This is a genomic window from Maribacter litopenaei, from assembly GCF_025244665.1.
GTDB lineage: Bacteria > Bacteroidota > Bacteroidia > Flavobacteriales > Flavobacteriaceae > Maribacter > Maribacter litopenaei.
In genome coordinates, this window is record NZ_CP104205.1 from 2,966,988 (window position 1) to 2,991,274 (window position 24,287).

36 protein-coding genes are annotated in these 24,287 nt (G+C 37.2%); 15 read left to right on the plus strand and 21 right to left on the minus strand.

Annotated elements, in window-relative coordinates; translation table 11 throughout:
* Positions 1–234: 234 nt before the first annotated feature.
* From NYZ99_RS16050 to NYZ99_RS22185, 9 genes are all read right to left on the minus strand, one after another.
* The gene (locus tag NYZ99_RS16050) at positions 235–678 is read right to left on the minus strand and encodes a BLUF domain-containing protein (RefSeq protein ID WP_260572278.1); all 444 of its coding nucleotides are present in this window, start codon (positions 676–678) and stop codon (positions 235–237) included.
* Between the two features lie 356 nt (positions 679–1,034).
* Entirely contained in the window at positions 1,035–1,463 is a 429-nt protein-coding gene (locus tag NYZ99_RS16055; RefSeq protein WP_260572279.1) for a PepSY-like domain-containing protein, read from the minus strand.
* Between the two features lie 118 nt (positions 1,464–1,581).
* The gene (locus tag NYZ99_RS16060; protein ID WP_338039059.1) at positions 1,582–2,682 is read right to left on the minus strand and encodes a Pycsar system effector family protein; all 1,101 of its coding nucleotides are present in this window, start codon (positions 2,680–2,682) and stop codon (positions 1,582–1,584) included.
* A gap of 22 nt (positions 2,683–2,704) precedes the next feature.
* Positions 2,705–4,618 carry a ShlB/FhaC/HecB family hemolysin secretion/activation protein gene (locus tag NYZ99_RS16065; RefSeq protein WP_260572280.1) on the minus strand — a complete coding sequence of 638 codons (1,914 nt, stop codon included), beginning with the start codon at positions 4,616–4,618 and terminating at the stop codon, positions 2,705–2,707.
* On the minus strand, positions 4,581–5,822 hold the full coding sequence (locus NYZ99_RS16070; RefSeq protein WP_260572281.1) for a hypothetical protein: 1,242 nt from the start codon (positions 5,820–5,822) through the stop codon (positions 4,581–4,583). Before NYZ99_RS16070 ends, NYZ99_RS16065 begins: the two co-directional genes overlap by 38 nt.
* 57 nt (positions 5,823–5,879) lie before the next feature.
* Positions 5,880–6,443 (minus strand): metallophosphoesterase, encoded by a 564-nt coding sequence (locus NYZ99_RS16075; protein ID WP_260572282.1) that lies wholly within the window; start codon positions 6,441–6,443, stop codon positions 5,880–5,882.
* A gap of 33 nt (positions 6,444–6,476) precedes the next feature.
* Entirely contained in the window at positions 6,477–6,644 is a 168-nt protein-coding gene (locus NYZ99_RS16080) for a hypothetical protein (protein WP_260572283.1), read from the minus strand.
* Between the two features lie 4 nt (positions 6,645–6,648).
* Positions 6,649–7,524, minus strand: coding sequence for an aldehyde dehydrogenase family protein (locus tag NYZ99_RS22180; RefSeq protein ID WP_338039060.1), 876 nt, complete (start codon positions 7,522–7,524; stop codon positions 6,649–6,651).
* Positions 7,428–8,009: an aldehyde dehydrogenase family protein gene (locus tag NYZ99_RS22185; RefSeq protein WP_338039061.1), complete on the minus strand. Its 582-nt coding sequence runs from the start codon at positions 8,007–8,009 to the stop codon at positions 7,428–7,430. The genes NYZ99_RS22180 and NYZ99_RS22185 overlap by 97 nt, the downstream gene beginning before the upstream one ends.
* Before the next feature lie 199 nt (positions 8,010–8,208).
* On the opposite strand from NYZ99_RS22185, the gene NYZ99_RS16090 reads away from it, so the two are divergent.
* From NYZ99_RS16090 to NYZ99_RS16100, 3 genes are read left to right on the plus strand one after another with little or no spacing between them, the layout of a single operon-like run.
* The gene (locus NYZ99_RS16090) at positions 8,209–8,544 is read left to right on the plus strand and encodes a YtxH domain-containing protein (RefSeq protein WP_260572284.1); all 336 of its coding nucleotides are present in this window, start codon (positions 8,209–8,211) and stop codon (positions 8,542–8,544) included.
* Entirely contained in the window at positions 8,545–8,892 is a 348-nt protein-coding gene (locus tag NYZ99_RS16095) for a hypothetical protein (RefSeq protein WP_260572285.1), read from the plus strand.
* 16 nt (positions 8,893–8,908) lie between these two features.
* Entirely contained in the window at positions 8,909–9,103 is a 195-nt protein-coding gene (locus tag NYZ99_RS16100; protein WP_260572286.1) for a hypothetical protein, read from the plus strand.
* Positions 9,104–9,114: 11 nt separating this feature from the next.
* Here the strand turns inward: NYZ99_RS16100 and NYZ99_RS16105 are convergent, their stop codons facing one another.
* From NYZ99_RS16105 to NYZ99_RS16120, 4 genes are all read right to left on the minus strand, one after another.
* Positions 9,115–9,417 (minus strand): helix-turn-helix transcriptional regulator, encoded by a 303-nt coding sequence (locus NYZ99_RS16105; RefSeq protein ID WP_260572287.1) that lies wholly within the window; start codon positions 9,415–9,417, stop codon positions 9,115–9,117.
* Positions 9,338–10,162 (minus strand): AraC family transcriptional regulator, encoded by an 825-nt coding sequence (locus NYZ99_RS16110; protein WP_260572288.1) that lies wholly within the window; start codon positions 10,160–10,162, stop codon positions 9,338–9,340. Before NYZ99_RS16110 ends, NYZ99_RS16105 begins: the two co-directional genes overlap by 80 nt.
* A gap of 183 nt (positions 10,163–10,345) precedes the next feature.
* The gene (locus tag NYZ99_RS16115) at positions 10,346–10,828 is read right to left on the minus strand and encodes a Dps family protein (RefSeq protein ID WP_260572289.1); all 483 of its coding nucleotides are present in this window, start codon (positions 10,826–10,828) and stop codon (positions 10,346–10,348) included.
* 127 nt (positions 10,829–10,955) lie between these two features.
* A complete protein-coding gene (locus NYZ99_RS16120) occupies positions 10,956–11,561 on the minus strand; it encodes a DUF2652 domain-containing protein (RefSeq protein WP_260572290.1) in 606 nt (201 codons plus the stop codon).
* A 262-nt stretch (positions 11,562–11,823) separates the two neighbouring features.
* Here NYZ99_RS16120 and NYZ99_RS16125 point away from each other — a divergent pair, with 262 nt between their 5' ends.
* The 4 genes from NYZ99_RS16125 to NYZ99_RS16140 all read left to right on the plus strand — a co-directional run bounded on the left by NYZ99_RS16125 (position 11,824) and on the right by NYZ99_RS16140 (position 14,495).
* Positions 11,824–12,405: a hypothetical protein gene (locus tag NYZ99_RS16125; protein ID WP_260572291.1), complete on the plus strand. Its 582-nt coding sequence runs from the start codon at positions 11,824–11,826 to the stop codon at positions 12,403–12,405.
* A 100-nt stretch (positions 12,406–12,505) separates the two neighbouring features.
* Positions 12,506–13,594: a DNA topoisomerase IB gene (locus NYZ99_RS16130; protein WP_260572292.1), complete on the plus strand. Its 1,089-nt coding sequence runs from the start codon at positions 12,506–12,508 to the stop codon at positions 13,592–13,594.
* 10 nt (positions 13,595–13,604) lie between these two features.
* Positions 13,605–13,796, plus strand: coding sequence for a mechanosensitive ion channel family protein (locus NYZ99_RS16135; RefSeq protein ID WP_260572293.1), 192 nt, complete (start codon positions 13,605–13,607; stop codon positions 13,794–13,796).
* 105 nt (positions 13,797–13,901) lie between these two features.
* Complete coding sequence (locus NYZ99_RS16140; RefSeq protein WP_260572294.1) at positions 13,902–14,495, plus strand: mechanosensitive ion channel family protein; 594 nt, start codon at positions 13,902–13,904, stop codon at positions 14,493–14,495.
* A 16-nt stretch (positions 14,496–14,511) separates the two neighbouring features.
* On the opposite strand, the gene NYZ99_RS16145 is transcribed toward NYZ99_RS16140, so the two are convergent.
* Entirely contained in the window at positions 14,512–14,721 is a 210-nt protein-coding gene (locus tag NYZ99_RS16145) for a hypervirulence associated TUDOR domain-containing protein (protein ID WP_260575257.1), read from the minus strand.
* A gap of 286 nt (positions 14,722–15,007) precedes the next feature.
* Between NYZ99_RS16145 and NYZ99_RS16150 the strand changes: the two genes are divergently transcribed.
* Both NYZ99_RS16150 and NYZ99_RS16155 read left to right on the plus strand, forming a co-directional pair.
* Complete coding sequence (locus NYZ99_RS16150) at positions 15,008–15,271, plus strand: hypothetical protein (protein WP_260572295.1); 264 nt, start codon at positions 15,008–15,010, stop codon at positions 15,269–15,271.
* 62 nt (positions 15,272–15,333) lie between these two features.
* On the plus strand, positions 15,334–15,783 hold the full coding sequence (locus NYZ99_RS16155; protein WP_260572296.1) for a ferritin-like domain-containing protein: 450 nt from the start codon (positions 15,334–15,336) through the stop codon (positions 15,781–15,783).
* Between the two features lie 35 nt (positions 15,784–15,818).
* Here the strand turns inward: NYZ99_RS16155 and NYZ99_RS23010 are convergent, their stop codons facing one another.
* Both NYZ99_RS23010 and NYZ99_RS16160 read right to left on the minus strand, forming a co-directional pair.
* The gene (locus tag NYZ99_RS23010) at positions 15,819–15,962 is read right to left on the minus strand and encodes a helix-turn-helix domain-containing protein (protein ID WP_420845231.1); all 144 of its coding nucleotides are present in this window, start codon (positions 15,960–15,962) and stop codon (positions 15,819–15,821) included.
* A 156-nt stretch (positions 15,963–16,118) separates the two neighbouring features.
* Positions 16,119–16,859 (minus strand): hypothetical protein, encoded by a 741-nt coding sequence (locus NYZ99_RS16160; protein WP_260572297.1) that lies wholly within the window; start codon positions 16,857–16,859, stop codon positions 16,119–16,121.
* A gap of 226 nt (positions 16,860–17,085) precedes the next feature.
* On the opposite strand from NYZ99_RS16160, the gene NYZ99_RS16165 reads away from it, so the two are divergent.
* The gene (locus tag NYZ99_RS16165; protein ID WP_260572298.1) at positions 17,086–17,310 is read left to right on the plus strand and encodes an SOS response-associated peptidase family protein; all 225 of its coding nucleotides are present in this window, start codon (positions 17,086–17,088) and stop codon (positions 17,308–17,310) included.
* Positions 17,311–17,341: 31 nt separating this feature from the next.
* Positions 17,342–17,782, plus strand: a complete 441-nt coding sequence (locus NYZ99_RS16170) for an SOS response-associated peptidase family protein (protein ID WP_260572299.1) — start codon at positions 17,342–17,344, stop codon at positions 17,780–17,782.
* On the opposite strand, the gene NYZ99_RS16175 is transcribed toward NYZ99_RS16170, so the two are convergent.
* From NYZ99_RS16175 to NYZ99_RS16185, 3 genes are all read right to left on the minus strand, one after another.
* Positions 17,708–18,049, minus strand: a complete 342-nt coding sequence (locus NYZ99_RS16175) for a helix-turn-helix domain-containing protein (RefSeq protein ID WP_260572300.1) — start codon at positions 18,047–18,049, stop codon at positions 17,708–17,710. The genes NYZ99_RS16170 and NYZ99_RS16175 overlap by 75 nt on opposite strands.
* Complete coding sequence (locus NYZ99_RS16180; RefSeq protein ID WP_260572301.1) at positions 18,018–18,812, minus strand: AraC family transcriptional regulator; 795 nt, start codon at positions 18,810–18,812, stop codon at positions 18,018–18,020. The genes NYZ99_RS16175 and NYZ99_RS16180 overlap by 32 nt, the downstream gene beginning before the upstream one ends.
* Positions 18,813–19,034: 222 nt before the next feature.
* Positions 19,035–20,018 (minus strand): helix-turn-helix domain-containing protein, encoded by a 984-nt coding sequence (locus tag NYZ99_RS16185; RefSeq protein WP_260572302.1) that lies wholly within the window; start codon positions 20,016–20,018, stop codon positions 19,035–19,037.
* A gap of 250 nt (positions 20,019–20,268) precedes the next feature.
* Here NYZ99_RS16185 and NYZ99_RS16190 point away from each other — a divergent pair, with 250 nt between their 5' ends.
* Positions 20,269–20,430: a DUF1328 domain-containing protein gene (locus NYZ99_RS16190; protein ID WP_260572303.1), complete on the plus strand. Its 162-nt coding sequence runs from the start codon at positions 20,269–20,271 to the stop codon at positions 20,428–20,430.
* A gap of 38 nt (positions 20,431–20,468) precedes the next feature.
* Positions 20,469–20,651 carry a hypothetical protein gene (locus NYZ99_RS16195; protein ID WP_260572304.1) on the plus strand — a complete coding sequence of 61 codons (183 nt, stop codon included), beginning with the start codon at positions 20,469–20,471 and terminating at the stop codon, positions 20,649–20,651.
* Positions 20,652–20,701: 50 nt separating this feature from the next.
* On the opposite strand, the gene NYZ99_RS16200 is transcribed toward NYZ99_RS16195, so the two are convergent.
* Together NYZ99_RS16200 and NYZ99_RS16205 are read right to left on the minus strand one after the other, a co-directional pair.
* The gene (locus NYZ99_RS16200; protein WP_260572305.1) at positions 20,702–22,180 is read right to left on the minus strand and encodes a hypothetical protein; all 1,479 of its coding nucleotides are present in this window, start codon (positions 22,178–22,180) and stop codon (positions 20,702–20,704) included.
* 140 nt (positions 22,181–22,320) lie between these two features.
* Positions 22,321–22,725: an arsenate reductase family protein gene (locus tag NYZ99_RS16205; protein ID WP_260572306.1), complete on the minus strand. Its 405-nt coding sequence runs from the start codon at positions 22,723–22,725 to the stop codon at positions 22,321–22,323.
* 137 nt (positions 22,726–22,862) lie between these two features.
* Between NYZ99_RS16205 and NYZ99_RS16210 the strand changes: the two genes are divergently transcribed.
* Complete coding sequence (locus tag NYZ99_RS16210; protein WP_260572307.1) at positions 22,863–23,816, plus strand: phospholipase D-like domain-containing protein; 954 nt, start codon at positions 22,863–22,865, stop codon at positions 23,814–23,816.
* On the plus strand, positions 23,795–24,286 hold the full coding sequence (locus NYZ99_RS16215; RefSeq protein WP_260572308.1) for a phospholipase D-like domain-containing protein: 492 nt from the start codon (positions 23,795–23,797) through the stop codon (positions 24,284–24,286). Before NYZ99_RS16210 ends, NYZ99_RS16215 begins: the two co-directional genes overlap by 22 nt.
* Position 24,287 lies beyond the last annotated feature (1 nt).

The window sequence follows — 24,287 nt, forward strand, 5'->3', positions numbered from 1 at the left end:
TATCTTAGCATGAAATGGTATCCTGAATTAGAAATAATTAAGAACATAGCCAAAAATCCAATAAAGAATCAAGAAGACAAATATGGTTCCTATACAACCACATTTTCCACCACCAATTTTTCTAGCACCATACCAAGCACCGATTATCTGAATAAGTTTTTTCATATTTTAAGGGAGATAGCGTTCAACAAAATAATTATAAATTCCACCTGAAATGTAATGGTTTTTTATCTTCTATCCGAAGGACAGCTTATTTTCCACTTTCAATAAATTATTGACCTGAGCCCACAGCGTTAATTTGGAAGATCCTGGTGATTTTACAATATCCGCCCCATGAAAAATTTGATGGAATAGCATTCGTTTATGCCGTACCTGATCGGATACATCCTTGAAATTATTATTAACCGTAGAAAATTTAGAGAATAAGGGAAAGTTATTTTCCTCTAGGTTCAATAACACAATTTCCTGGTGCCGTCTATCCTTACTTATTCTTCCAAATAATTTGCGAACGAGTTTTTCGTCACCTTCAAGCAAATGGATAAAACTTTCATTGTGGTAGATTAAACAGCCAGTGATGGCATTTTGAGCATTATAATGGCTTGCTTTTTGCATCATTTGCTGAATTTCTTCATCAAGCAATCCATCTGCCGCTTTTGACCGATAAATTATTGAAAACATAGGAAATTAATCTTTCCAACTAAAATTATAGGTTACGAAGACCATAGATTAATCCAAAAAAGAAATATTTTAATAATATCGGCGGCACAAACTATAGGCTATCAAATACTTATTGTTTTTTACTTGGAGGTTTTCAAAACAAAAAATTTGTTAAAAGAGTTAATTTTTTTAACGGTTTGAAAATACATTTGCCCAACAAGCAAATCGAAAATGCAAAAGGAAAAACTAAGTTATAGGATAACTTCAAAGGAGAAACCTAATTCTCCCCTGATCCTGACCATTAAATTTTCTATAGTGGTTGCCGCAATTGGCATTGTATTGTGCATAATTCTATTGTCCAAAAATGGATTTTAAGATCAATTGATAATTTTCCCGTCCTTATTAAATTCCACGTCTTTCTTTTTACCATCAATCTTAAATTCCACATCATAGAACAAACCTTTCTGGTTATGGTCAACTTTTTCAATTTCCACAATTGCATCTTCGTCAAAGTTTGATTTGATGACCTCGATAATGGGTTTGGGAAGATCTTTCTTCTTAATACTACTTTCAGTTTCTATCCATGATCCGTTAGGAGAAAAATCTGCCCTATAGTGTTCCCCATCTTTTTTGAAGTGTGATTCAAAATTTCCATTCTTGTCCCTACGCCAATCTGGGTCATTTTCTCCTGGATATTTTGCCTTAAAAGAAGCTTTAACTTCATCAGGAACCTGACTTTTGGCTTCATTAGAACAGCCCGTAAAGAGTATCAATGAGGCGCTAAAGAGCATCTTATATAATTTCATACCGCTATTATTTTTGCATTTGTGGCAATTCCAAAACCTGTTCAGGTCCATAAAACTTTAATGCAATAGCGAATACGATAACAGATAAAATCATTCCAATCATAAATACGGTATAGATTCATCGTAATAGCCTGTATTTTCTTTCCAAAACAATACCCAAATAGTAAAGGTCCTTGGTCAAGGAAGAATAGATATATTCTTGATCTTTGATTACTTCACTTATGGCCCATTGATATTTCTCCAGCTTCATTTTGTGGAAGTTACCAAAAAACAGAAGATTTACTTTTTTGGTTTTCACATCCTCGTCCGTGAATTCCCCACTGGTTACATTGGGTTTGGTAGCCAAAATGGACATAATCATGGAAATGATACTGAAAAAAATGAAGATAAAGGTTGGATAGAAAAGATAGTCGTTGGTAGGGTTGTCCAATTTCGGAATCAAATTGGCCAAGGATAATGAAATGATAATGGCATTGACGGATAATAAAATATTCGCCTTTGTATCCGCAATATCGCTTAGCTTAATATGATTTCTAAGGGTAACCCTATAAAGTGTCTGCACCCCTCTATCCGGTATCTGACCTTTGAACTTGGCTTTTAGACTTTCCTTCTTCACCAGTTTTTTACTTTTGTTCTTGGCCTTTACAAGTCTCTTGATGTTCTTATCCTTTTTTTCTTGCCAATTTTTCCTTGCATGTTCTGTGTAATACCGGTGTTTGACCCTTAAGAGGTGTATGTTCTCCTCACGCCAGTCATCCACTGTATACTCCTTTAGTTTCAAAAGCTTCAACTCTTCGCGCAGCAACTCAGAGGTCTGTAAAAAGCTCTTTTTGGCAAAATGGGAAGAATCGGCGTCCCTCATGATTTCCTCCAAATCGTTCTTGGGCTCATAGTTCATTTTTGTGGCCAAAATCAATCGGCAAACCTCATCTATAAATTCTTTCTTGCAACCTTCCTTTTCTAAAAATTCACGCGCCATTTTACAGCTCTCTTCTTCATGGGCATCATGAGAATTTAGATATCCAAGATCATGAAACCATGTGGCCACCATTAATTTCTCCTGATCTTTTTCTTCGACCTCTTCACCTTCTATGAGTTCCTTGGCACTTTTGACCACCCTTTCGGTGTGTCTTAGGTTGTGATATAAATAGTTAGCATCAATTTCCTTACCCAACTTTTGGGTCACGAAACTTTCAGCTTTCGATACAATCGTGTCCATATGAAAATTAATTTCTGATTCTTTAAAATGGGGCTATGAATCCAACTTGGATCATGTTTCCCTCATTCGAGTTAAAATACCCTATATTAAAAGTTAATGCTTTTAAACTACTGATCCACAAACCGCCACCTTGGGAAGTATGCCAAGTATCCGAGCTTTCGTTAGAGCTCCATACCCTTCCGTAATCGAACCCTCCAAACATACCTATGGTTACTGGTGAAACGGCTGTTATATAGCGTTTAATTCTCCATTTTAAGTCGGAACTGTGATAAAAAGCAGACCGCCCCGTAAATCGTTCATCCCTAAAGCCCCTAAGACCATTATCGCCCCCAATGGAAGGTGTGTGGTAAAAGAAAATATCATTGGATTTGGAAACCGTACTGTATTCGGCAGTACTACCCAATACTAAAGCGCCAGATGATATTAATTTATGATTAAAACCAAGTTTTAAGGAACCATAGGCAAAATTGTTATCCTTTAAAGTAAAATTGGCCTTATATCCCATACGTAGGCCTATGTAAATGGATTTTGTGGGAAAATCGTCGGCATCCTCATTATCATAATATCCAGATATTTCCGCACCTCCATAACTTTGGTTTTCAAACAAATCTGGACTCAAATTGCCAGGGTTAAATAGTCTCTGGTCATTTTCATTCACTTTAAAAGATTCAAAAAGGCCCCTTATTTTTAAGGTATAATACGAAATTCCGGCACTTGCCTTCAACTGCTTTAATCGTGCCCGGTAGTAATCCCTTCCCAAATTATCCTCGTTATTGAATGTATCATTACCAGTTCCAAAATAGTTTCCGGCATATCTGTCACTGGTATAAAAACCATCCATTATAAAATTCCACTTCGGAAAAATATTTCCAAATTCACCGGAATATTGAAGCTCCGTAGCTTGGAAATTAAAATAATATTTGGCTCTCAAGGTATGCCTTTGTTTAAAATCGTTTCCATTTAAACCATTCACCGTGTAGGTATTCGAGACTCCTAGAAATACCCCGTCGTCCGTTCGGAATCCAATATTGGGCATTATAACATTGGTATTGGGCTTAAAATAACGCCAATGATAGTTATTTGTAGTGTAAATATCACTCAATTGGGTTTTTGGTTCTTCTTCCTCAAAAGTTATTTTCTCATGTTCCCAGTCGTAGATTTTTAGTCTTTTCTTGTTTTCTATATCATAAATATCCTCTCCATATCCGCCTATGATCTTTATTTTTATACTTGTATTTGCATCCCCCTTCACCTTGAAAACATCGTCATCCCCAAGACCATATAACCTGATTTCCTTAGTCTCGTTTTCATCAAAGGTTCGCTGAAAGAAAACCTCGTTTTTTTCATCCGTCAAAAGCCTTTTCAGTGTCACGGACAACTTTCCTTCCGGCAACTTTTCCACTTCAAAGAGGTCGTCCTTTTCCGTACCGGCTACGGCTACCACGGTATTTAAATATTCTGCATATTCCTTTGCTTTTTGCGGCAAGTTTTTCAGCCGTTCCTGCAAACTATTTTTAAGAAACTCCGAGGTGCCGTCCCTTACCTCGACCGGTAATTTTCTAAACGCTTCCTCGATAACCTGAGGCGTCATATTTTCTTGAATATAGGTAGCTTCCTCTACCCAGGCATCCACTCCATATTGGGTCAATAATACCCTGTCTAATTTATTCCCTCCCATATTCTGCCATTTGGCATTATCAATTTCTCCATCAAAGGTTTGCCATCTCTTGGTTGTGGGAACAAAGAGTTTTACAAATTTGACGGCAAAACCATCAAACCGGGGAAAAACATTATCGCGGTCTCTAGGAACGGGCATGAATTCCGTCTCGCCATCAGGAGTTTCATACTCTATCCAGCGCCATTGATCCTGGTGCCTGTCCCAGTCACCTATCAACATATCAAAAACCCGTGCACGGATAAAATTTTTCTCGGTCAATGGCAAAGGACTCGTCTCGCTTTATTCTTTCAAGCATATCGGTGGTACTTTCAAAATCCTTGACCGTACCAGTAACATTATCAATTGTTCTCCTATACCCTTTATAGTTAAATTGCTCGTCGGAGGGGCGACGTTGGATAAAATAAAGTTCATCCCCAAAGTTTTCGTTATACTGCTCCAATTGAGTCTGCTTGGGCACATAATATAAATAGGTGTCCGAATGATTGATATCAACCGACTTGGCCAACGGATTCACCACCAATTGCATAAAGGGATGGGCCGTCGTAAAAAAATCGGATATTACCTCCTCTGTCCACGTATCCCTATAGTCATCTGAATTATATGAAATTCCAGGCAACTTGAATTTTAAAAATTTAAGGGCGCTTTTTCTCAAAGAGCGCATGGCGTATTGCTTGCCGTTATCATCCTCTAGGCGTAAGGAAAAGGATTGGTGTCCCCCACCTTCCTTTACTACATGAAGTCCGCCATAAAGCGTATCCAATTTTACCACTGGTGCCTCAACGGGCTTCCCGAAATAGGAACGGTATCTTTCTCCCCACAAAAATTTATAAAAACCACTTTTTTCATAATCCTTTGGATCATCAAGAATAGGTGCCGTATATGTCTTCCCTAAACTTTCATCAAAATTGCTGAACTGTTTCTCCCTTTCCTTAGGATTTAATACATCAAAGGTTTTGTCCTTCTCAAGAGAATCCTCAGTAATAAAGGTAACCTTGGAGCTACCGTCTTTGTAAAAATCCAATCGTGCAAACCCTCTTTCACCATAAGCATATTTACCCTTATACTTCATGAATCCGCCAATGGCGGTTATATGTTTTTCCTCAATTTTTGTAGGACTTTTGGATCCAAACGATCCACTTATTATTTGATGAATTCCTCCCCGAGACAACAATTGAAGATTTTCCTCATGTCCAGAAACAAGGGTAATTCTATCATTGGCCTGTGCCAAGGCACTCACTGCAATTCGTAAATAATTATATCTTCTAGAGTTCAAATGATCTGGATTGAAGGCTCCAAGATTCATAACTGCGTTGCGCAGTGTTCCCAAAACTGGCAATGGGGTAATGTGTGATTTAAAAGATTCCGTTCCACCATACGTACCATTACTCATAGCCGGATGGTGCATGGCAATTACAATATTCTTTCCCTGACCATCGTTGATGTAACCCTCCAATTCCTCCATGAACCTTCTTCTAGTTACTATGTTGGGGCATTTCCTATTGATGTCCTTCAATCCGGATCAATTCGAAATGAACCATTTGGAGTCTATAAGAATAAGGTCAAGGTCCTCGTTGATAACCTTATATTCCAAAGGACACCCATTTTCCGGAAATACTTCAATCCCATCCTTATCGATGTCCTTAAGGTAATCCTCAACTTTTTCCATTTTATCCAGGTCATAACTTTTCCATTCATTGTTTCCTGGAAGAAAAATGGTATTCCCCTTAAATTCCTTCACCAAATCCATTTGTTCCGTTACGAATGTACTGTCCTTAGTCCAAGAATCTGTTTTAGTAGAGATGTTGTCACCTGTAAAAATTACAGTACTATTCTTTCCGCTTTTATTTATTTCGGATATAAAGCGTTCCAATAATTTTTTGTTCGAATTATCCACAGCATTACCGTAGCCTCCAGCCAAAAAAAATGTATAGCTAATTTCCTGGCTTGGATTTTTGGAAGCCAATGGAATTTCTTGATGCTCTTTGAAGGTAGCACAAGAATCCAATAATATTAGGAAGAACATTCCTAAGAGACCTATAAATAAATGAATGAATTTTGTGCTTAAATTGTGAGGTTTTGTCATATACGTAATTAGGTTTACAATAGGCTAAAAATCCTAATCGAAGGCAATTCCACTGAGGACCACACCTATAATCATAAGTATTAAGAAGCCAATGACAATGGCGGTTCCCAGCTTGGTTTTTGTATCCTTTTGAAAAATGTATCCACGTTTTTCCTTTTCAGGGTCTTTTACAAACTCTGTTTTTTCTTCTCCTTGTTTCATGTTTTTAATTTTTAATGTAAACTGTTTTCTTATTCACGAAAGCCAAGATTCCTTCTCTTGAAAGCTCCCTACCATACCCGGATGCTTTAGTACCCCCAAAGGGCAATCTAGGGTCTGATTTTACCATGTCGTTTATGAAAAATGCTCCATCCGAAATCTTAGGAATCAAATCCAATGCCCCTTCGATATCTTCGGTAAATAACATAGCACCCAATCCGTAATTCGAATTATTGGTCAAGCTAATGGCGTGTTCCCTATTATCAGCTTTTATTATGGATGCCACGGGCCCAAAGGTTTCTTCGTCAAATGCTGGCATTCCGGGCACTACTTCTGTTAGTATTGTTGGTTCAAAAAATGCACCTTCCATTTGATTACCTAAAACTAGTTTAGCACCTTTCTCGATAGATTCATTTACCTGTTTCTTTAAGGTCTTTGCTAAATCCTCCCTGGCCAATACACCGATGTACGTGTCTTTTTCCGAGGGATTCCCCGTTACTAGGTTTTTTGCCGCTTCTGTAAATCTATCTACAAATTCATCATAGATTTCTGAACATACAATAAACCGTTTGGCAGCGATACAACTTTGACCTGTATTTTGCATCCTGGCCTTTACCATAGTGTTCAGGTGCTTATCCAAATCGGCATCCTCAAAAACAATACAGGCATTATTACCTCCAAGCTCCAAAACGGTCTTTTTTAAATTTTTACCTGCTGTTTGTGCAATTCCCCTGCCTGCTTTTTCACTTCCAGTTAATGTAACCGCCTTAATAGTCTCGTGTGCAATTAACTGCTCGATTTCTTCATGACCAGCAAGAACACTTTGAAAGCAACCTTGAGGATAACCTGCGTCCAGAAAAAGTTTTTCCGAGCCTTGGCGCATCCCGGTACATTTTGGGCATGTTTAAGTATGCCCGTATTCCCAGCAGTCAATGTAGGCGCGGCAAAACGAATAACTTGCCGGAAAGGATAGTTCCATGGCATAACTGCCAGTATGCATCCCAATGGATCATAGCTAATAAAGCTTTCTTCCGCATCCGTTTCTATGATTTCATCGGCCAACAAGTCTTCTGCATTATAGGCATAGAAATCACAGGCCCAAGCACATTTCTCTATTTCAGCGATACTCTGTGAAATTGGTTTTCCCATTTCTGCCGTCATAAGTTGGGCGTACTCTTCTTTTCTTTCCAACAATAAACTGGAAACATTGTCCAATAATTTACATCGTTCTTTAATGGTTTTATTCGACCATTCATTTTGAATCGATTGTGTTAATTTGATTTTCTGTTCTATCGTATGTGAAGTGTCCTTAGTATACGCTTCAATATTTTCACCTGTAAATGGGTTTTTTGACCAAATGGTTGACATTTCTATAGTTTTATGACCAACAAAGGTAAATTCAAGGCTGGAATCCCGTTGGTTCTTTCCCTTAAATTGTTAACCCTTTTACGCTTTAAGCATTGCCGTCAATATTTAATTTGTTTGAGCTAAGCTACACCCTCGATTAATTACACCTTTGTACTATAAATGATGAAAGACATCATATATAAACTTAAAATCAATCATTATGAGTAATAATAGTGGAAATACACTTTTAGCGATCATCGCCGGTTCTGCAATCGGTGCCGCTTTGGGTATCTTATATGCACCTGAAAAGGGAGAAATAACTAGGAAAAGAATTGCCGATAAGGCAAATGAAACTAAAGATCAATTAACGGAAAACGCCATTAGTCTAAAGGATAGGGTAGCGAGCAGTATTGCATCGGAAAAACAAACCCTTGACCATAGAGTGGAATCTTTAGTATCCGATGTCAGTTACAAAACCGAGGACGTTATTACTACGTTGGAAAGAAAGTTGGCGGAGCTAAAAGCAAAAAACAAAAAACTTCAAAAAACTTCGTAAATGGGAGTTTTTGAATCACTTAACAATACTTCCAATAAGGCTGTTGACCTAAGTGAACAGTTTTATAGAAAGACACAGGAGTATTATAAACTTAAGGTGTTTCACCAATTGGCATCAACTACCGGAATGTTCTGTAAAATGGCCATCCTCGGTAGTTTGGCCTTTTTAGGAATCTTGTTCCTAACAGTTGGTGGAACGCTTTATTTAGGAAATGTTCTTGGAAGTATGGTGTACTCCTGTCTTCTTGTAGCGGGCCTTTTCTTTATTCTCGTGGCCATCCTCTTCAGATTAAGGAGGAAAATTGATAATGCCATCGTGAAGAAACTATCCCGTAAATTTTTTAATTAATTGACCAATAACCTTTATGTACCGGAATTTTGATGAAATAGAATATGATCTTGAAAGGCTAGACCTAGAAAGACAGATTGCCCTAGAGGAACTAAAAGGGCTCAAGCAAGAGGTAAAGGAAGATTTAAGCCCTTACAACTGGCTTTCTACCTCTATTTCCTTCGTCAAAAAATATGGTATCTTGTATTTGATCAAGAAAATCCTTAAATAGGCATCCCAATCTTATATCACCTCAAGAGACAAGGGCCTTTTCACATTACTGTGAAATTCGCTGGGGCTTATACCATATTTATTCTTGAATATCTTAGAAAAATAACTACGGCTACTAAATCCAATAGAATACACCACTTGTGAAATATTCATGTCCGAATTACTAAGATAATCCCTAGCGGCCTCTAGACGTGCATGCCTAATATATTCGGTTACCGTTCTAGTATACAACAACTTAAAACCTTCCTGTAATTTTGCCTGGGATAAGCCGAGATGTTCTTGAGAGCTGCTCCAAAGTATATTCTTTAGAGACATTTTTAGCAATTTTATTGGCCAATTCCCTAATTATTTTCAATTCACGTCGCAATAGAGATGTTTCAGGCAAGGAACTTTTACTTTCCTTTTCATGTTGTGCTATGTGCATGGCCAAAATCTCATAGACCAGCCCCTCAATCTGCATGATTCTAATCATGCCATTTTTGTTTTTGACTTTTCTTAAAGCCGAAATCTTATTGGCTAGTTTTAAGTTATAGGACCCAAAAAAAGCAAATCTCCTTTCATGATCCGTATCCATAAAAACTTGATATAACTTTTTATTTAACTCCTCTACTCCGTTCAACCGCTTCTTTAAAAACTCTTTACGGGTAATTAAAATCACATTAATAGCCAGTTTTACTCCTTTAGAAAAATATCCCAAACTGGCCGTATCATCTGTATTGGCAATGATTACCGACTGAAACTGTTCCATTTGTTTCAATGCGCTTTCAGGTTGGTTTTCAAACCTATGGCCACAATGCCCTTCCAAACAATAATAAAACCGAATGGGGTTGTATTCGGCATAGTTACTTTCAAAAATTACATCATCATGAAAGGTAATGTCGTACTCAAGTAAAGTGACCCCCCACTCAAAAGGAATAAAGCGAATGTTGCCTGTAGCATTTACGTTATTTACCGATAATGTGTATTCCCCCCATCTCTCGGTAAGCTGGCCCCCGATTTGTTCCTGTATCTGCCTAACATTATCGCTCGTAGAGCTTCCTTCAGTTTTAATTGTAATCATATCTTAATTTCCTTGAAATAAAGCTCAACCTAGATTGACCATGAATGGAATGCAAGGTATGACATTTCTAAATTTTAAAATTCCATTCTAATAGAATATAGATCTTTTTAAGCACCATTCTGAAGGTTATGAGCAAAAAAAAGCTCCTATTAAAGGAGCTTTCGTTGGCCATAAAGTCAAACTTTATAATTGATCCCGTGTATCTTTTAGCCAAGCGTCTAACATCCAACTTACTTTTTCTAAACTGGCGATGTAGCCTCCCATCATATCTATGGTACCCTCATCTCCTGCATCATCGGCTTTTTTGACCACTTTGTTCATTTGTCTTAAAATAAATTCATGGTCGGTTAAAATGTGCTCCACCATTTTCTTATCACTGATCAAAGAGGAAGTTTCCTTTACCTTTGAAAGTTTAAAATACTCAGTAAACATACTTTTTGGGTGGTGTCTAAGGGTAAGTATCCGTTCGGCAATTTCATCAATTTTGACCCTGGCGTCCGTATATAACTCTTCAAATTTTTCATGTAGATCAAAGAAATTCTTACCTAAAACATTCCAGTGGAATCCCCTTAGATTCTGATAATAAATGTTGTATTCGGCCAGTAGTATATTTAACTCCTCCACTACCGGCTCTACCTTTTTGTTATCTATGCTTAAATAGCTCATATCTTAATATTTTGATTAATAGTTTTATTTAAAACTAAGGTACAATCAAGCCTCAAATGCCCTTATCTCAATAGGAACAACCCTTGACGCGAATCAAATTTTAGCTATGATTTAACAGTAAAAGCGGTTATCGTTGTACTAGAGGTTTCAAATTGATATAGTGGTAATGTATTTTGCCTACATGGTCATATTCCGTGTAGTTCTTTTTAAGCTCTCCCCAATCAAATTCTTTATCAAGGTCATGTTCTTTATAGTAGTTGGAGAGTCCTTCGCTAATCAAGATATATTCATCCATTCTAATCTTGTTTTTTAAAAGTCTATGGGCTACTATCAAATCTTCGCCAAACAATTTTATTCGATTGCCCACCTTTGTGGAGGTTACTTCTTCCCCATAATGTAGAATTATTTTTAAACCCAAAACCTCGGGTATTTTTGGGGCGTCCTTCTCTTCTTTAAATTGGTTTTTAAGTGTTTCCAATTGCTCATAAAATTCCAAATAGAAATTCTCACATTGCTCTATAAGCTTCCTTATGGATGGCATTTTCCCCGTTTTAAAAAACAATACGGCATCACCCTCAATCTCGGAAACCTTAAGACCGATTTTATTGGAGTATATTATTTTGTTTAAAAGGGTAGGGATTACCTTGGAACTAAGATCGAAATCAGTTCCGCTCATAAATTCCGTAAAACCACTAATATCCGGTATACACAGTAAGGTAGGGGTTGCTTTCATATAATATGTCCTAATTAGGGATTTGATCCATCAATAACATTTTCCGATGGCTTTCTTCAGTTTTTTCAAATATCCTAAAATAGTTGTTTAGGCTCTTTTAGAGTGACTCAAAAAATAAAAATATTACTGTTTATAAAAGGGGTGATAATACGCAAAACCGCCTATTTTATTAACGTCAAGAATCCTAGGGATACAGCAAAGGGAATAGGTATATGACCTTTAAATTTGTAGTGAATCGAAGTAGAACATAAAATTAAGAGAAATGAAGAAATTAATACTGATTATGGGAGTGGGAGCTCTTATTACAAGTTGTAATATAAAAAAAGAAGAAAAAGGTGAATTGCCGGAGGTGGATGTAGATGTAATGGCCGATGCCGGGGAGTTACCTGAATACGATGTGAATTGGGCAGACATTGATGTGGGAACCACCACCAAAACCGTGAACGTACCTAAAGTGGTCGTTGTCATGGAAGAAGAGGAAGTGGAAGTACCCTATATAGATTTTGACATGCCAGAAGGAGATAGTACACAGGTAGCAGAAAGAACTATTATGGTTGAGGCAGAAGTTACGAATACGGAGCACAAATTGGATATCAAAAAGATATATGCTTCAGGAAACAAGCTTTATGTAGTGTCAGAATTAACTAGTACGGATACCTCCATAGATGATAAAACCATGAGGGTTTCAGATCAGGTGGTACTTAAAGCACCGAATTGGATGTTAAATATTACATCGTTGGTCAAAGACCGAGAAAACATGTTCAACAGTAAGTATGAATATGTAAGCAATATGTCTGAAATTGAGAATGACATGAAGGATACTAAAGTGATTTACGAGAAATAGAATTTTGGTTGATTGGTTGAAAAATGATTCTCGTATGGTAAAACATACTTGAGTCATTTTTTTTCTTTCGCAGTTAGCACATTAATATTAAGAGTACTCTATGACCACCAATGTTTCTTACGATATAGATTTCATAGATAAACTTATGACTCAACCCAGCGAGGCAGCCTCTCACTTGGACTTAAAATATGTACAAAGGGAAAACCTAACCATCCTAAGAATTAGAAGAGGAAAAAAGTTTGCCTACATACTTCATAAAAAACCAATTCGAAAAAAATCCGAGTTGGAGCGAATTGCCCAACTGGTCATTCCTCCTGCATGGGAGGATGTAAAAATTTCTTCCATCTCCAATGCCCATCTCCAGGCCATAGGATATGACCTTAAAAATAGACTACAGTATAAATATCATCCAACCTGGACGAAAGTAAGGAACCGCACCAAATTTTTTAAAATGCGGCATTTTGGGGAGACGCTTCCACAGATTAGGGAAAATATAGAAAGAGACTTACTCTTAGAAGGTTGGCCTAAAAACAAAGTGATGGCCCTAATTCTTAAACTTATGGAAGAGACCCATATTAGAATTGGTAACCAGCAATATGCCAAGAGGAATAAGACCTACGGCCTTTCTACCCTTAGGAGAAGACATATAACGTTTTTCAAAGAGAAACTCCGGTTTGAGTTTACAGGAAAAAAGGGGAAAAAGCACAAAATAACCTTAAGAAACAAAAAGCTACGAAATCTTGTAGGCAAGTGCGAGGAAATACCTGGTTGGGAGCTCTTTCAATTCTTTGAGGAAGATGGAACAAAAACTAACGTGGATAGTGGTATGGTAAACGAGTATATCCATGAGATAAGCGGGCACCACTTCACTGCAAAGGACTTTAGAACATGGGCGGGAACTGTTATATTCTATGAAGCCTTACAGGATATGCCTAGAGCAAATTCTGATAAAGAAATCAAAAAGAACATTCTATCCGCATTTGATAAGACGGCAAAGGAACTAGGCAATACAAGAAATGTTTGCCGCACATTTTATGTGCACCCATTGGTGGTGAAAAAATATGAGCAAGGCAGTCTGCTTTTAGATTTGGGTGATTCGAATAAAAACAATACCACCACGGATCTAACGACCACCGAAAAAGAGGTCTTGAGAATTATTAAGGAATATAAACCATTAAAAAACCTATAAAAAACAAATTATGAGCGAAAAATTTTCTGAAGCATGGTCCAAGATGTTGGAAAAACTGGGCAAGTGGTTCGACACTTTTATTTTGAATTTACCGAACATCATGATTGCCATTATCGTTTTTGCGATAACGGTATTTATATCCAGATATATCAGCAAAGGAGTATCAAGACTTCGGAGAAAACAAAATTGCAGGCATCCATGAGAAGCTTATTGTCAAAAATCGCTTCCATGGCCATTGTACTTTTGGGTCTCTTTTTGGTATTGGGAATTTTAAACTTAAGCAAGGCGTTAAATACCGTACTCGCCGGTGCCGGGGTTGTTGGTCTCGGCCGTTGGTCTAGCTCTTCAGGGCGCTTTGGCCAATACATATTCAGGAATTGTCCTTTCCTACATAAAGCATATAAAGTTTGGGGATTGGATAGAAAGTAATGGTTTTGAAGGTGAAGTAATCGATTTGGACTTAAGATCGGTAACACTAAAACAACCTGATAACAATTTGGTTTTCCTACCCAACAAGTTGGTGGTTGAAAACCCCATTAAAAACTATTCCACCACGGCGCAATCAAGGGTAATCTTGGAATGTGGCATAGGTTATGAATCTGACCTTGATTTCGTGCGCAATTTGGTAAAGAAAACCATCTTGGAAAATTTTGAGTCCATTGAGAACAAGGACGATATTATTTTTCTTTATGAAGAATTTGGCGATAGTTCCATCAATTTCGAGACCCGTTTTTGGATAAAGTCCACATCAGCGCTTGAAGTGGCCGGAGCCAAAACCGATGCTATGATAGCGGTTAAAAAAGCCTTCGATGAAAATGGCATAAACATTCCATTCCCTATCAGGACATTGGATTTTCCGCAAAAACTAAAAATCGTTTCAGAGGAGGAAGCAGCGGAATAAGATTTAAGGGACATTATTAAAGATGCTCCACCTCACTTTCGCTTTTAAGTACATGGTCACCATCCTCCTGCTCAATATACAGGGCCTTGTCGCCCTGTTTTCCTTTCCTGGTCACTTCCGTTCCCTTTATAGTTTTGGTCACCTCATGGTCATAGGTTTCCTTGACTTTTCCTTTGGCAAAGCCATTTCCCCATTTCCATTGTACCTCAGCTCCTTTTTTAATCATGAAATAAAGAATAAAAGATTTAGAACTTGTGCTTCCCATTGTCATTTGAATTTGGAGAACAAGACAATGGGAAGAAGGTTTTGAGTAACCCACAAATTCTAACCAATTTGGAATATTAACTATTGCTGTGAAATTCTGAATTATTCTGGTTGTAGCCCATTTTTATCCACGTCATTTTTAACCCTATTGGTGGTAAAATTAGCTGTATCGGTTAGAGCAAAAACTCGGATGTATAAAGACAAATGAAATTTTGCACCTCAATTAGATTTGTAAAAAAATAGTACGCATGATATCCATAGTAGAACTTATAGGGGGAGTTTCCATCTTAATGGCATCCGGCTTCCTTTTGATTTTCATAAAGGAAAGTGTTTTTGACCAAACCACTGAACCTGAACTGGAGTTCCAAAATACAGACAGCAGTGAATCCTTTATCAATATTGATATAGATTCGTTAGCGGATGATGGGACTACCAAAAATGATACAGAACAAGTAAAGGAAAAAAGACGGCGATTGGAATCGTTTAAACTAAGGAACAAGTTCTATCATTAAAAGTTGAGGATGTTAAATGGCCTACATCCGAGAAAAAGGCCTATCACTTAAACAAAAATAAAATGAGTACATACACAGAAAAAGTGGGCGACAAATTGAACGACATTTTGGAAAAGACCTACGATGCTGAGAAAGGTTTTAAAAAGGCGGCAGACAATACGGATAACGTTGCATTAAAAACCTATTTTGAAAATAAGGCAAAGCAACGCTATGATTTTGGGCACGAACTTAAGGACGAGATTGCGAGCTTTGGCCAAAAAGTAGAAAAAGGGGATAGCTTTACCAGCAAGGCGCACAGGGCCTGGATGGATGTTAAAGCACTATTTTCTTCAGATGATGCCGAATCTATGTTGGAAGAGGCCATTAGGGGAGAAAAAGCCGCCGTAGAGGAATATAATGAGGTGCTACAAGAGACTTCCTTACCAAGTAGTACATCTGCGGTTTTAAAAAGTCAAAAACATGCCATAGAAAATGGGCTTTCCAACATAAAAACCTTGGAAGACTTGGCATAAAGAATATTGATTGCTATGTAAAGAAAAAAAGAAGGCTAAGCGGCCTTCTTTTCTTTTTGTAATGCGATTTTGTTCGCCTTCTTTTTGTAAGTCTTAGGACTACAGTTGTATTTCTTCTTGAATATTTTGCAGAAATAACTTCTGCTCGTAAAACCTATGGAATATACTACTTGAGAAATATTAAGATCTGTGCATCCTTATTAACTCTTCTGCCTTTTCCAGTCTCACAATTCGTATGTACTCCCCTAAAGTGGTGTCATGCATAAACTTGAATCCAAGCTGCAATTTGGATGGGGAGAGTCCGAGACTTTTCAGAGATACTGTTGATACTATGTTCAGCCTCTCGGATAATTATTGATATAATCCGTTAGCTCATTGATCATTTGCAGCTCCTTTTTTAATAATGTCGTAGCCGGCTTTAAGCCTTTTTCCATATCTTCTTGGAACTGTTGTATCTGTTTTGCCAAAATCATATGGCAAACACCATTAAAATAGGTCAGAGAAGCGATGGAATCCGCGTATTTGGCATCCTCCAACTGCTTGATAAGTTCCCCAATTTCCAAATTGAACTTGCCCACATGCAAATGGCCCATGATTTCCTTATCGTAGGAGTTCAATAGGTTTGCCACTGTGTCTAAATCAGATTCCTCTGCCCCTTTTTGATATTCCTTTAGGTTAACCTTTAGGCAATTGAAAATGACATGTTCGTCCCTTTTGAAAATTAATTTAGTGGTGTGCGCGTCATCATCAAAAACGACCCCGGTCTGCAATTCTTCCAATTTGGTCACAATTTCGTGGCCACTGAATTTATGAAAGCAATTTCCTTTAAGACAGTAAAATAAAAATACAATCTCACTGTCCGAATGGTCCATTAAGAGTTCGAAATCCTGTTTTAAGGATAGATCGAATTCCATGGCCAAGAGGCCTTTTTCAAGATTTACTATATTGATTTGTCCTGAGCCCATTGATGAATCCACAACCAACACCGGAACTCCCCTGTCATTTGTGACTTCACCTTTAAACCTCTCACTCAAGAGATTAAGCTCATGTAAAGCATTTTTTCTTCGTGTTTCCATATCGGTATTATTTCTTGTTTTGTAGGATTATAACCTACATTAAAGGTAGGTCGATTTTATGGCGGTCATTGCCGAAATAGCATAAATCTTTAACGAAATACAGTAAATACAAGGCTTTTATAACAGAAATAAGTCACTTATTTCTAATGGGTTACCTTTTTTGGCATTTCAATCAATTGCAATTTTAAGTTTTAATAAACTTGCAAGTATAAAATTGAGGAGGTACATGTATTTTAAACTATCAAATACAGCGGAGAAGGAGACACTGGAAAGAATGACAAAGGCCTCATTTAAATATCCAAATCTTTATAAACCACAAAATATCATCCATGGGTTAAAAGAGGTTTCCATTCCCATCATTACCATGGAAGAGCAAAATGAACTTTCCTTGGCCATTTGGGGACTTCTGCCGAGAAAGCCATACGGCAGACTGGAGCATTTTTCAAAATAACTTTAATACGCTCAATTTTCATGAGGAATCTATGGATTACGGATTATGGTATTCAGATGCCTTAGTGGGCAGAAGATGCTTGATTCCTGTTACCGGTTTTTTTACAACTTTTGTTGAAAACGGCGAGGCCTACCATTTTAGGATAGGGCTCAAAAATGGGAATCCTTTTTATTTGGCAGGAATCTATACCGTTTTGGAAGACGGTTTCATCACCTGTTCCCTATTGGTGGGCAAATCGGACGATTTTATTAAACAGGTTCAGAACACAGTAGATACCATGCCCATTACTATTTCCTTGGATGATCGGGAGGAATGGCTTGACATAAAAACAACACCCATGAGAACCAGGCAATTGCTAAAAAAACCATTTAAACAGGATTTTAGCGCCACTTCGGTTTCAGATAAATACTATAATTATGATAACTTGGATGTAAACCCGTATATGTCCCTGGGGCATCGAATTAACGATTGAGTTAATGGATTCCCCGCATTTGAGGTGTCTGCGATATTCGGTTGGAAGAATACCGTAAGCCTCACTAAAAATTTTAGAAAAGTAACTCCTACTTTTAATACCAATCAGATAAACTATTTCGGAAATGGTCAAATCGGTATTCTTTAGATAATCTCGTGACACTTCCAACTTTAGTTGTCTTACATATTCATTGACCGTTTTGGAATAGAGCAACTTAAATCCCAATTGTAATTTTTTAGGACTTAAGCCCGATTTTCTTGAAAGCACCTCGACGGATATGGAATCGAGAGATATTATCAATGATGTATTCCGTAAGAGCGTGAATCTTTTTTATATCTCTTTTAGAGAGTGATTCCGTTATTCGCTCTGTATTTTCAAAATTATGGTGTTCCAATAATTGCAATGAAAGAATGAGATAAATTCTACCTTCAATGGACAAGGTCCTCATAATGCCACTTTCGTGAACATTGTCCAATTCCTTTACCTCATCGGCAATCTTAAGACTATAACTACCGCCATGGGAATATGGTAAGGTATTTTTATCATCCATGAAGACAGAAAGCAAAAGATCATTTAAATAGGCAACATTGTTGTTTTTCTTTTTTAAATAGTCTTTTTTAAAAATTCTAATGACATTGACCTTTATCTCCTTATCCGATGGAAAAATGAAGTTTTTTTCTTGGAATCTCTCCGGAGAAATAATAATGTTTTGGAACTGTTCCAATTCCAATTTTTCACCCAAGTGTCCTTCCTTATAAGTAAAACCGCCTTTTGAAATATAAATGAACTCTACAGGTGCAATCCCCTTGGACTTTACCGTAACCTTAACATCGTCGAAAAAAGTAAGATCACAATCAAAAAGGGATACGCCCCAATCAAACTCAATGTTCCTTATAACACCCTTCCCAAACTCGTTATCAAAAGTAAGGACCTTCTCTCCCCATCGCTCTTCCGGAGTTCCCTTAAGGTACTCTTTAAAGCCAAGGAGCATGTCCTCATCCTTTACACTATTTATAACTATCTCTTTCATAGTCATTTAAACTAAAAAATAACTAATACAAAGAAATTGGTATTTATTGGTGAGGATTAACAATTATGAAACATTGATTAACACAAATGCGCTATTTATTGAATAAATATTTTGTTAAAACTTTAAACAAAGAATGTAATTAAGAAGTTATCCAACAGGACTAACTGGATTTTACGGTACTATCTTTCTTGTCCTTTAGCCTTTGAAGATATTGGGTGGGGGTCATGGTATATCGCTCCTTGAAAAGTTTTGAAAAATAACTTCGGAGTTGATTCCAATTCTATAGGTAATCTCCGTGATGTTCAGGTCAGATTTCTCCATTAGATTCTTAGCCATTTCCATACGTTCGTTCCTAATATAATTGTTCACGGACATACCGTATAAATGCTGGAAACCATTTTGCAATGTATTCTGGTTTAGACCCACCCTTTTGGCCAACGCAATGATATTGTCTACTTGCTCAAGTTCAGAAGAGATGATTTCCGCTGCTTCCTCTAATTTCTTAACGGTGGCCTGCCTTAAAATTTTTCTATTATCCGGATCGGAAGAGTCGTCTATATACTGTCTTAAATGATGGGCCAAAATTTCATAGCATTTACCTTCTATAAAAACGCTCTTTGGGAAACCTGAATGTTCGCACTCTTTAATTTCTTCGATGCACTTGGCAATATCCAAACTATAATTGGCCTTATAAAAAAAGAGGTTTACACCATTAACGTCCCTGAAGAGGGCTTCCAAGTCTGAATCCATATCCGGAAGAAAATCGCCAATCTTTTCTTCGAATTGCTTTCGGTTTATTTCAATATTGAAAAAGCAAATGGGTTCATCCGCGGGTAAAACTACCATATTTCCATGTTTACCATTGCTTGAGAGCATAGCACTTTCCAAGTGCCTTATATCATGGGCATCTTCCTTGCCATTAAACCTATGGATAAAGGATGACTCCCTATTATAGATAATTTCCAAAGGCTGAACCAATGATTGATTTAGCTCAAAACGAACTTCTCTTTTCAGACGGACGTCTAAATCCATTAGTCCTACACCATGGGAAAAGGACATGGCCATAATGGTGCCCGTACCGGCATCCTCAGGTATATCGATACAAATCTCGTTGTTTTCAGTCTCGTAGTCCACATTCAAACGAGACGCTATGTCTTTTACAACATCGATAATATTTAATTCCTTAAGTTCCTTTTTTTCGGGCATAGGATAATTAATATGGATACAAGATAAAATAATTTGGTGTTATGTTTTATAAGAAATACCAATAGTGTTAAAGAAACATGCGATTTTATCAAATATCCACATAATCAACTTATTATAGTTTGTAGGGGTCCTAGCGATTGAGTTAATGATTGCCCTTATACAACAAAGACTATTGTGCTTTAAACGTGATATTTGAAGTATGGAAAAAGGGAGTGACCTTTTAGTACATTAACCAATAAATACACATATTATGTTAAAATGGACAATCATATTTATAGTACTAGCCATCATAGCCGGAATTTTAGGGTTTGGCGGAATCGCAGCAGGAGCTGCAGGAATAGCAAAGGTGTTATTCTTTGTATTCATAGTTCTTTTCTTGATTTCATTAATTAGAGGAAAAAGAGTAGTATAAAAACAACTTAACTAGATTATTAACCTAAATTAAAAACAATGAGAAAGTCGATATTAATGTTCCTTTTTAGTCTGATGACCGTAGGAATTGCATTGAGCTGTAGGGAGGAAAAATCCGCTGGCGAGAAGATTGAAGATGGTGTTGAAGAAGTTGGGGATGGAATCGAAGAAGGAGCTGAAGAAGTTGAAGAGGCCGCTGAAGATGTGGTCGACGACCATTAAAATAAGAACACTAACTCTGAAAGAGGGCATTTGGCCCTCTTTTTTTGTATCTATTTTTTCTTTCCGCTACCGGTAAGGACATCAATAAGACCATCTTCCAAACCAACCCATAAGTAATTAAAGAATGACTTGTTACGATCCCTTTCTACTGCGATAGTACCGTATCTAAAACCATCCTCATCTGCCCTAGAACCGTCGTTTATGAACAAGTTCCCCGTAAAGGAAATAATCTTCTTCACATGGTCTCGATCCTTGTTAAGTAGCTGCAATTTAAAATCCTCATAGTTCATTTTAATATCCCCTTGGGCAGTATAATCGCCCCCGCTCATAGTAAAGTACATCTGATCAATGATCCCCTCCGCCCTAAGTCCGGCATTGGGCACTAAAAAATCATTTAGTGAGGAAGTTTTAAGATTACTTAACCCGCCTGAAATTATGAATGTTTCCTTGGGATCAAATACGTTAAACTTCCAATCGAGCTCAAGTCCACCATTACCCATGAATTTGGATTTGATTTTGATATCCACTTCTTCACCTTCCGTTTCCACATTTGAAAAATTTCCGATGTCAACACCTAACTCTTCAAAAGTGAGTATTCCCGGTCTTGCATTATTGGGAGCATTCTCCTCATAACTCAGAAAACCATTAGAAATAGTTATATCGCCAATTTGAAGTTTTAAAGGAAGGTTTCTAATAAGCTCCGCATATAACGGCCTTCTGGTATTGTTGTCCAATAGACTTTTATCCCTGTATATATCAAAATAAGGTTCCCTTACCGCAATGGTGTCAAACTCCAACTGAAGTACTTCGTCAATGACATTCAAATCATGCTTCTCAATCTTTATCTCAGGGATTTTTAAAGTGATATGATCTCTTTCATATCTGATTTTTTCGCTTAATTCCTTTCTAGAATATTTGGTATTGAATGTAAGATCTAAAATCTCAATACTGTGGTTGTCCATTTGATAAGAACCTATTTCAAATTCCTCATATTCTCCCGAAGGATCACTGATTTGACCAAAGGTCAGTAGGTATTCCTCGAATTTAATAGGTACATATTCTTTTATTTGAATAGAATCTGTGAGGACATCCTTCATGGAGAAGTCTATGGTTTCCACCTTTAACAAGCGATCCGTTCCCTGAGAGTCCCAAATTTCAACATGTCCTTTTTCGAGAAGGATCTCATTCACGGAAATTGATTTTAAAAGATTAATGGGATTGTGTGTCTTAGACCTATTTGTAGTATCCTTTGGGCAAGTCTTGAAGTTTAAATTAGGCTGGGACAAATGAATTTCCTTGACATGAATCTCATCATTTAGGAAAAATTTCCAATAGCTCAATCCGCTTATTCCAATATTCTCTGATTTTAACGAAATCTCGCATGAAGAGGTTTGCCTTCCGACATTATTTACGACCAGGTTTTCAAAATCCAGGTCGCCATTGAGAAGACTTATCTCAAGTTGGTCATAGGAATATTGGATATGATTAGGAACTTTTCGGTCTAAAAATTCGGATATGGCCTTGCTCATTTGCCATTCGGCTACGAAATAGAGCCCAATCAAAACAAATAAAGAGCCTAGAAGCCGAGACAATCAATTTTCTAATGTTCATAGGCACTAGGCTATAGTTGGGAGTTGAATGTTATTAACTCCTTTCAAGATACATAAAATCAGGATTCGTTTAACCCGGCACTATCAGGCTCCATAAATTTTTTAAAACTGGCGGCACTTTCCAATTCAATGTAGTGATTCCCGTCAATAGCTATTGGGTGTTTAAGAAGGTGCGGTTCTTTTTGCAAGATTTTGATACAGTCATTTTCATCCAAATCCTGACCCTGTTCCCCGTAGGTGTTTAAAAAGTCAGGGTGATCCATTGCGACCAAATCCTTGATTTCCTTATGTAATCCATCCGCCAATTCAGCCCATTGGGTTCCCGTTACATTTGTTTTTGAGATGTCAATGGCCAAATTCTTTTTTTGGGAGGACTCAACGTAGGCATGGATCTGTTTACCGATAGAATTTTCTGAACTATAGTATAAAGTAATCTGTCTTTTATCCATTGCAATAACTCCCATTTTTCTTTAGTTTTTAAAATTAATAACCGTGTGTTCCAAAACTTAACTCATATCAAATTAAAAGTGTCGGTAACACTATACATGCAAGCAAACACCCTCAAAATAGCGTATATTGTTGACTACTTTAAAGATACTAAATGAATACCATACTCTGGATTTCCTATTTGGTCGTTACCCTTTGGAGCATCATCAATATTATCTTTTATGGAATGCGTTCCACAAAGATGATAAGCTGGTCACTGACCGTTATCATCCTACCCTTTCTCGATCCTATTCTTTATTATCTTTTCGGGATTAATAGAAGAAAGTTCAAACTCTTTAAACTAAAACAGACCGAAAAAAGAAAGTTATATTCCGAAACATATAAAGAACTAAAAGGAGGGGAGAAAAGCATACACAATTTTGGTGAGCACAAACATGATAAAATTGCCTCATTAATTCGTAAAAACTGCTATTTCGCTCCCTATGAAGATAATAAGATTGACCTCTTAAATGATGGTGAAGAGGCCTTTGGGGCCATATTCGATGCGATAGAAAAAGCAGAAAAATTTATTCATATTCAATATTATATCCTTGAAAAGGGAGAATTGTTGGACAGATTCTATGAGCTTTTCTCCAAAAAAATCAAGGAAGGGGTTGAAATAAGAATGTTGTATGATTCCTTGGGAAGTCATTCTCTACGAGGCAAGCTGATAAAGAGGTTCAAGGAAATTGGGGTTAAGGCACATTCCTCACTACCCATCCGATTCGGGAATTTATTGTTCACCCTTAACTATAGAAATCATAGAAAAATTGTGATTGTTGATGGTAAAGTAGGATTTACAGGGGGTTTTAATGTTTCGGATAAATATATAAAACCTATCTCAGATCTAGGTCTTTGGCAAGACTTACATTTAAGGTTAGAAGGTCCTATAGTAAATAGTTTACAGCGAGTTTTTGTAAAGGACTATCACTTTGCCAGTAATGAGGACATCTTGCTTGAGGATAAATATTTTCCAAAGATGGAGACTAAGGGCGATTGCATAGCACAAGTGGTTGCCAGCGGCCCGATTCTAAATACCCGGCCATCATGCAACAGTATTTGGCCATGATAAACTCGGCCAAAAAAAGTATTTGTATTGCCAATCCTTATTTTATTCCCGGGATGCCCGTTTTGGAGGCCCTTCAGATTGCGTCCCTCAGCGGGGTGGAAGTAAATTTACTAACTCCGAAAGTGTCGGATTCCCTTTTGGCCAAATACAGTATGTTCTCGGGGTTTGAGGCATTACTTAACGTAGGTGCCAACATCTATCTTAGACCGGATTTTTCACATAGCAAAGTCATTATAATCGATGGGGAAATAGCCTCTGTGGGGTCCGGTAATTTTGATTACCGAAGTTTTGAACATAACTTTGAAACCAATGTCCTTATTTATAATGGGGATATGGCCAAAAGGATAGAAAAATTATTTTTCGGTCATTGCAAGAAAGATATTCAGTTGGAATTGGTCTCCTTTAAAAAACGTTCCATTTATGTAAAGTTTATGGAAGGTCTCGCCAAATTCTTTAGCCCATTGCTATAAA